The 801-nt window shown below is 41.9% G+C and carries 2 rRNA genes; both read right to left on the bottom strand.

The window, feature by feature from the left end:
• Positions 1 to 484, bottom strand: a 23S ribosomal RNA gene (locus IC219_RS21310); the annotation flags it as partial.
• A 221-nt stretch (positions 485 to 705) separates the two neighbouring features.
• Positions 706 to 801, bottom strand: a 16S ribosomal RNA gene (locus tag IC219_RS21305); the annotation flags it as partial.

Here is an 801-nt window from a genome sequence, read left to right as displayed (position 1 = left end):
CGGTCACTAGGTAGTATTTAGCCTTGGAGGGTGGTCCCTCCTGCTTCCCACAGGGTTTCACGTGTCCCGTGGTACTCTGGATCATATCTGAAGTTTTCTCGTTTGACATACAGGACTATTACCTTCTGTGGTGGGTCTTTCCAAACCTCTTCAATTACGATACCTCTTCGTTTAAGATATGTCCGCAACCCCAATAAAGAAAACTTTATTGGTTTGGGCTATTCCGCGTTCGCTCGCCGCTACTTACGGAATCGAATTTCTTTCTCTTCCTTCAGGTACTTAGATGTTTCAGTTCCCTGAGTTCCCCTCATTAAGCTATGTATTCACTTAATGATACTTAGACATTACTCTAAGTGAGTTTCCTCATTCGGAAATCTTCGGATCAAAGTTTACGTGCAACTCCCCGAAGCTTATCGCAGCTTATCGCGTCCTTCATCGGCTCCTAGTGCCAAGGCATCCGCCCTGCACCCTTAATAACTTGACCAGTTAAAAAGGTTTGATAGATTAGAAGCTATCAACTTCGATAATTTTTAAAAGTTATCAACTTTATATATTACAAATTAGATGTCATATCACTAAATATATATATGCAGTTTTCAAAGTGCTAACGCACAGCGCCAACGAATAAATTCCGTTGCTCAAAGTGCTAATTGAGTATTCGTAAAAACGAACCCTCAAAATTAAACAGTAGGCAATTCTCCTTAGAAAGGAGGTGATCCAGCCGCACCTTCCGATACGGCTACCTTGTTACGACTTCACCCCAGTTATTGATTCCACCTTCGACGACTTCTTCCAAAAGGT

Origin of the sequence: Clostridioides sp. ES-W-0018-02 (assembly GCF_020658175.1) — a bacterium.
In the GTDB taxonomy this organism is placed as follows: domain Bacteria; phylum Bacillota; class Clostridia; order Peptostreptococcales; family Peptostreptococcaceae; genus Clostridioides.
The sequence above is the reverse complement of the archived record's forward strand: the minus strand, read 5'-3'. Positions and strand labels throughout refer to the sequence as shown.